The 8,013-nt window shown below is 38.2% G+C and carries 4 protein-coding genes; all 4 read right to left on the reverse strand.

The window, feature by feature from the left end:
- The coding region (locus ACJHV0_RS05840) for a DUF535 family protein (RefSeq protein ID WP_483133641.1) at window positions 1–788 on the reverse strand (788 nt) is incomplete at its 3' end.
- Window positions 789–890: 102 nt separating this feature from the next.
- Window positions 891–3,695, reverse strand: a complete 2,805-nt coding sequence (locus ACJHV0_RS05845; protein WP_483133642.1) for a S8 family serine peptidase — start codon at window positions 3,693–3,695, stop codon at window positions 891–893.
- A 234-nt stretch (window positions 3,696–3,929) separates the two neighbouring features.
- Window positions 3,930–7,841 (reverse strand): ATP-dependent RNA helicase HrpA, encoded by a 3,912-nt coding sequence (hrpA, locus tag ACJHV0_RS05850; RefSeq protein WP_483133643.1) that lies wholly within the window; start codon window positions 7,839–7,841, stop codon window positions 3,930–3,932.
- Between the two features lie 11 nt (window positions 7,842–7,852).
- On the reverse strand, window positions 7,853–8,013 hold a 161-nt coding region (locus ACJHV0_RS05855), incomplete at its 5' end, for a DUF441 family protein (RefSeq protein ID WP_483133644.1).

An 8,013-nucleotide genomic window follows, 5' to 3' on the forward strand; every position in this document is an offset into this window, starting at 1 on the left:
ATTGTGCTTAGTTCTTTTTTCTCAAGTATGATAGGTAATCGCCAATAATTATTAGAATTTAATGTCCCTCCATTTTCTTGCCAAAATAGATTGTAATTAAATAATAATTTAGAGTGATCATTCCAACGATATTTTGCTTGGTTTTTATGATGAATACCTAAAGGTTCTAAATTAAAATATTGAGCTATTAGCTTAAATATATTTACTAACATAAACATTGGACGAACACCATATAATTGTTTAGTTGCAGATTTAATTAATAACTGAGAGAGTTCAGCATTGGGTCCTTGAATAGATGAAATCAATAACTGATTTTTACTTAAAAGGGTAAAAGAGGCATCATAAATATGTTCTTTTTCGTTGTTTTGAATATTGAGTGAGAAAAAACCTTCTTGTGGATCTATTTGGTTAATACTAAGGTAGAGGCTTAATTCATCACTTAGTTTAATTAAACATATTTCTCTATCTTTTACTAACTGATTACAATAAGCAGCTCCAAATAATTTTTCTGCACAATTAAAGTGAGTGATAATTGCATTTAATCGTTCTTTCTTATTGAATTTCTTATCACAATAGGTTTCGAGTAACGTATTAAAGCGATATAAATTTTGTTTGAATAATTCCGCCCATAAAGGATTATTAGTAAGGTAATTATTTAACTCATAGCATTGAGAAGAACACCATATCTTATGCAGATGATAACGTAAATATTCTCTTAATAGCTTTGTAAATCTTTTCTCGTTTGGAAATAATTCAATAAATGTAGGGGTGTTAAAAGTGCTTTCCATATAATATTGACAATTAAGTGTTATTGTTTTCTAGAGTTTTAGATAAATTCAGGAAGAAATATTTGGCATATACTGTGATATGCCAAATATTTTAAGTGAGATTTAGAAATTTAATCTGATGTATGCATTACAGCCTAAATTGTGAGTAGATTTAAAACGATCATAGCTCAAATTAGCGGAGGCAAACCAATTTTTATATTGTAATTTCGCTCCAATTTCACTATTTAAGTAGTTTGAACGTTTAATCTTCGCTTGACTATGAAGAGTATAGTCTGCAATTTGGCTATTAATATTGGTGGTTTTCCCATTTAATCTGTGGAGATAACTTAAGCCAATATATGGAGAAATACTCCCATTATCAAATTGGAATTTGCGTTGTAATTTTACACTTGGTACAACATTCACGTCATTGTAGCGAATAGATTTTGTACGAGAGGCTAATACACCAGTTTCATTCAAGTTGTTCATTTTAGTTTGTGTCAATTGTAACCCAAGGCTTGGTTCAATAATCCATTGATTTGGTATAAATTGATAACCAAGTCGAATTTCTCCACCAACACTTGAACCTCTATTATCTGCTTTTCCTAACTGCTCATTTTTAAATTGGCGAGTTTGTCGATATTTTTGACGCCCAAATTGTATCGCTGTTTCACTGAACCAACGATCTGCTAAATCATAACGTAAGCCAAGATTTAGTGTAGTTTGCTTCAATTCTGATTCTGCATATAGTTTATTTAGCTTATCTTTTTGTTGGGAGAACTGTACGGTTAATAATGCTTTATCATTTAATTTATGGCTTACACCTAATAGGGACTGATGTTGCTTGATCTCCATATTATTCTTATCATTAGATGACTGTTTTTGATGTAGGTGTCCTGTCCATACATTGGTTTTTAGCGGAGAATGATACGCTATAAAAAGATTATGTTGAGCTTGTTCTAAACCTTTTGCATTTTGGCTACGCAGTAGCTCAATGCTTTCAGCGTAAATATGGTTAGATACAGCATAATGAAGATCATCTAACTTATTATGTTCTAATGCACCTTGAAGCCAATCATTATAAAAACCGCGACGATAAGCAAGCGGGCTATTTCTTAAATTATTTAGCAAATGTAATCCTGTCTGCCCGTTTGCATCGGTATATTTATCTGTAATTGGCTTATTGCTGTTTACTTTTGCAACAATGCCTTTGTTATTAAAATAAAGATCCTGCCTTAAACCGCGAGCAGTTAAATTCGTATTTTCAGACAGATGATCAAAACCTCCTTGATAAGAAGAGTTGTCTTTTAGTTGTAGTACATTAGCAGAGATGTCTCCCGCCTTTGCTATTTCTGTTAACCGATCATCAATTTTAAGAGAGCCTGCTAATTGAACCGTTGTTTGCCCTTGAGCAACTACCCCAATCTTTCCTAAAACAGTTAATTGGCTATCATTAGATGAAGTATAACTTTGTTTGATAGTGGTATGATTTACACCTAAAGTTGCATTATTAGTGATTTTATTCGCGGTTGTTTTACCATTTAAGTCTAGCTCACCTTTTTCAACAGAAAGATCTGTAAAGGTATTATTACCATCAAGACTTAAGGATTTATTTCCTGTTTTTGTAAATTTAAATCGGCTAGAGAAATTATTTGTCCAACGATCATCTCGGGAAGCATTAACTGCTTCATCACTTAAAAATTGCATAGGTCCACTAAGTGCGTTTTCTACATTTAGAAGCCCCCAACCATATACACTATCAACACCTTTTTCCCCTAAGTCGGTTGATGTAGTGAGTACAGTATCACGAATTTGTGAAGGGGTAAGATAATCAAATCTTTCCTTCACTATTGCCAATGCTCCTGTAACAACGGGAGCAGCAATAGATGTGCCGTTAGATGCTAGAAGGCTATATATTGGTTTTTTATTTTCATCAGGTGTTGCATTTAGGGCGTGCAAATCTCCCGGTGCAGTCAAACACCAGTTTTTACTCACACCACAGTGATTAGAATATTCAGTAATTTTTTTCTTATTATCAACAGCAGCAACTGCAAGATATATACGTTCTAATTCTGGGAAATAGCGTGGCATCATCGCCATTACACCAGGTTGTTTTTTCTTTTCATTACCTGTTGCGAACACAAGTAGTGCATCTTTCTCTTTTGCATTCATTAATGCTTGAATTAGAGGGTGATCTGTAGATTTCTTTACGGGTTGATAAAATTTATCAATTACCTTGATATCATCACTGACAGGATCAATATTCCAACTGTTGTTAATAGCAAAAAGTTTTTTATCAATAAGTTTATTTAATGCAGTTGCCCATTCTGAACGTTCAAATACCATATCTTTATCGGTACCAATTAATAAGTCAGATTCGGCTAATTCACTTAAACTAGGTTCTTTTTCATCCTGTTCTTCACCTTCTTGCTCTTTTTTAGCTTCTGCCAAAAGTTCTTCTAGACTTCGTTTACGTGTATTGGTAGAAATGTAAACATCTGCATCTTTAGCAATACCTCCTTTAAATCCAAGTTTTTCATCTGATTTTGCTGATATCACGCCAGTAACACTTGCACCGTGCACTTCGTACCCTATTTGTAGTGCTGGTTGCCCCTCTTTTTCCGTTTTAGTAACTTCAAGCTGAGGGTAAGTTGGATCATAGGTGCGTAATTCGCCTTCTGGTGTGGTTAATTGGAATTTTAATGGCGTAATTCTTTTACCGGAAAATGGGTGCTTAACTATAAATCCACCGTCTAATACCCCTAACTTGACGTTTTTCCCACTATATTTTGCACTTATTTGCTCAGATAAATTAACAAGAGAATGAGGATTATTTATTTGTTGCTGCTGTGCATAAGCCACAGATAAAAAACTAGATAAACTGATAGCAATCAAACTTTTATGAAAATAGGGTTTTGTTTTAAGCATTTTATTATCTCCTTAATTTTAGGAAGGGTATTTTAGACCTATAAAATATTATTGCAAATAATTATCATATATTATTGATAAGGATCAAAAATATTGTATTAATTATTTAGCATATTTTTTGTTTTTATTGAAAATAATAGATTAAATGTAGCAAGCTTGCTTTCTTTTAGAATATAAAAAGGAGGAATATGCAATTTGCATATTCCTCCTTCTAGCAAATAGTAAGGCTGATAGTTATTTTTTTAGATCATTAATTGTATTTAAAATTCTCTTATCAGAAATCGGATACTTTGTACCAAGCTGTTGAGCAAATAGGCTGACCCGTAGTTCCTCGATCATATATCGAATTTCCTGCACTTCATCAGGCATTGGCTTAGATTTTGGCAGTTTGCTTAAAAGTTGCTTATAGGCTTCTTGGACTTGTTCGACGCGTAACATTTTGGCTCGGTCAGTATTGCTATCAACTACCAGTTTATCTAAACGGCGTTCAATGGCGGTTAAATAGCGGTGTAAATCGCTTAACCTTTGATAGCCGGTTTTGGTTACAAATTCCGGATAAATCAATCCATCAATTTGGGCTTTAATATCACTTAACGCAAATGCCATTGTGAAATCCAATTTGCCTTTTAGGCGTTTATTCAGCTCATACGCCAACGTTAAACATTTTTCAACCTGTTTTGCAATCTCAACAGTAGTATCATTAAGATTTGCTCGTACATATTCGTGCAGTTCGTTGAATTTCTCCTCAGTCCATACAAAACCGCCGAATTCCCCAATCAACTTATCCACTGCACAGGCGATACAGTCGTCAATCAGTTCTATCACTTTGCCGAATGGGGCAAAATATAAGCCGAGCTTAGCTTTATTCGGTAGTTTTTCGTGTAGATATTTGATTGGTGAAGGCACATTGAGCAACAATAAACGGCGTAAACCAGCCTGCATTGCCCGAGCCTGTTCAAATTCCGTTTCAAATAGTTTCACGCCCACTGCACTCTGTTCATCGACAATCGCAGGGTAGGCTTTCACACTGAAATGGGCTTTCTTCTGTTCGTAGAATTGCGGTAACTCGGCAAAATTCCAAATATGCACACCGCTTTGCTCAATGCCGTCATCAGCGATATTTGAAAGCGTATTCTGCACTTCATCTTTGAGAGCAAATTTCAGCTCGTCTAAATTCTCGCTCTCTTGTAATTTTTTGCCTTTGTCGTCTACCACACGGAAGGTCATTCGCAAATGCGGCGGTAGTTGGCTGATGTCCCACTGTTCAGCCTCAACCAATACGCCGGTCATTCGACGAAGCTCATAGCTTAAACTTTCCAATAATGGTTTTTTAAACGGCTCAACTCGCCCTAAAAAGGCATCAGCATAGTTAGGAGCTGGCACAAAGTTGCGGCGTAATGACTTTGGTAGACTTTTGATCAAAGAAACGATTAACTCGTGGCGAAGCCCCGGAATTTGCCAGTCGAAACCATCAGGCTCGACTTGGTTGAGTAATGGCAATGGAATATGCACCGTTACGCCATCGTGATCTTTACCCACCTCAAATTGATAGCTAAGTTTTAATTTAAGATTATCTTGATACCAGAAATTCGGGAAATCCAACTCGCTCGCCAAGTTAGCATTGTCGTTAATCAAGAACGATTTTTCAAAGTTCAGTAGCTCAGGATCGCTTTTCGAAGCCTTTTTCCACCAAGTATCAAAGTGTTTGGCAGACACTACCTCTGTACCTATTCGTTGATCGTAAAATTCGAACAGTACCTGCTCGTCCACTAAAATATCACGGCGGCGAGATTTATGCTCCATTGCCTCTACTTCGCGGATCAAGCGGTTGTTTTCTTTGAAAAATTTGTAATTATTATGCCATTCACCTTCCACCAGTGCTGAGCGGATAAAAATTTCACGGCTGATGCTTGGGTCAATTGAGCCATAATTAACAGGGCGATTTGTTACAATCGGAATGCCAAATAGCGACACTTTTTCAGATGCCATCACCGCTCCTTTGGACTTCGCCCAGTGTGGTTCGCTGTAACTGGATTTGGTTAAATGTACTGCCAATGGCTCAATCCATTCCGGCTCAATGCGAGCAACCATTCGTCCCCAAAGTTTGGTGGTTTCTACCAGTTCTGCTGCCATTACCCATTTCGGCTGCTTTTTGAAAAGCACGGAGTTCGGGAAAATGAAGAAGTGAGCATTTCTTGCCCCTAAATAGTGCATTTTCTCATTATCTTTCAAACCGATATGCGAGAGTAGCCCTGTGAGAAGGGCAGTATGAATCGGCTGATAAGTGGCAGCTTCACTGTTAATTTTTAGCCCCATTTCACGCACGGCTAGACGGAGTTGGTGGTAAATATCCTGCCATTCCCGCACACGATTATAGTTTAAATAATCCTTACGGCAGAGATTGCGGAATTGATTTTTCGATAACTCTTTTTGTTGCGTTTGAATGAAATGCCAAAGGTTCACAAATGCCAAGAAATCGCTCTCTTTATCGGCAAAGCGGCGATGTTTATCGTCTGCGGACTGTTGTTTCTCCTGTGGGCGTTCTCTCGGATCTTGGATAGAGAGAGCGGAAACGATCATCATTACTTCGTGCAATGAACCGTTTTTCGATGCCTCAATAATCATTCTGCCTAAACGAGGATCGACAGGTAGTTGAGCGAGCTGTTTACCGATTAGTGTCAATTTATGTGTAGACAGGCGAGCTCCGTTTCGGTTAGGAATAATTGCTTGCAACTCTTCCAACAACCTAATCCCATCTTGAATTTGACGGCTATCAGGTGCATCGACAAATGGGAAAGATGCAATATCACTCAGCCCGAGCGAGGTCATTTGCAAAATGACAGACGCGAGGTTGGTTCGTAAAATTTCCGGATCGGTAAATTGCGGACGAGCGTTGAAATCCTCTTCTGAATAGAGACGGATGCAGATCCCTTCCGAAATACGCCCACAACGCCCTTTTCGCTGATTAGCAGAGGCTTGGGAAATCGGTTCAATCGGTAAGCGTTGTACTTTGGTGCGATAGCTGTAGCGGGAAATACGAGCCGTGCCGGTGTCGATTACATATTTAATATTCGGGATTGTCAGTGAGGTTTCCGCTACATTAGTGGCTAAAATAATGCGGTTTAACCCACCACTCGGCTGGAAAATTCGTTGTTGCTCCGTAGCTGATAAGCGAGCGTAAAGTGGCAGAATTTCGGTATGGCGGAGCTCTTGCTTTTGTAGAGCTTCGGCGGTATCACGGATTTCCCGTTCGCCGTTCATAAAAATCAGAATATCGCCTCTTCCTTCAGATTGTAGCTCATCAACGGCATTTAAAATACCTTGTAATTGGTCTTGCTCCTCTTCTTCTACAATTGGTCGGTAGCGAACTTCAACAGGGAAGGTTCGCCCAGACACTTCAATAATAGGGGCATTGTTAAAATGTTTGGAAAAGCGTTCTACATCAATGGTGGCTGAGGTAATGATTACTTTCAGATCAGGGCGTTTATGCAGAATTTGTTTTAAATAGCCCAAGATGAAATCGTTGTTCAGCGAACGTTCGTGGGCTTCGTCGATAATCAGCGTATCATATTGATTAAGATATCGGTCGTGCTGAATTTCAGCCAGTAAAATACCGTCTGTCATCAGTTTAACTAAGCTGTTTTCACTTACTTGATCGTTAAAACGGACTTTGTAACCGACAGTCTCGCCCAGCTCTGATTTCAGCTCTTCAGCAATACGGGTTGCCACAGATCGAGCTGCAATTCTGCGGGGTTGAGTATGTCCGATTAATCCTTTTACGCCTCGTCCGAGTTCCAAACACATTTTCGGTAATTGGGTGGTTTTACCCGAACCGGTTTCACCAGCAATTACGACCACTTGATTTTCAGCAATCAGCTTTAAAATTTCCTCACGGCGAGCGGAAACAGGCAGATCCGGATAGTCAATTTTTAGATTTTGGGCGTGGGTTTGGCGGATAAAAAAGCGAGCTTGGCAAGCGGTTAGATCTTGCAAAATTTCGTCTAAAACTGACCGCTTGTTAGCTTCATTTTTAATATTTTCTGCTCCTTTTAATCTGCCAAGTAGGCGACGAAAATCGCTCGTTGTGATATTTTCCAGTTTTACAAACGGTTGATTTTCTTCATTTTTTCGCAAATTCTTTTTCATTACGCTTCCTGCTATGCTTTCCCAATAATCAACGATAAAATGCCTGCCGCGATGAGTGGACCAACGGGGACTCCCTTAAATAATGCAACGCCAATAATCGTGCCGATGAGTAAGCCTGTTACTAAAACAGGTTGATTGCCCATCAAGCCCACGCCTCGACCTCCAAGCCACG

It is taken from the genome of Mannheimia sp., assembly GCF_056854775.1.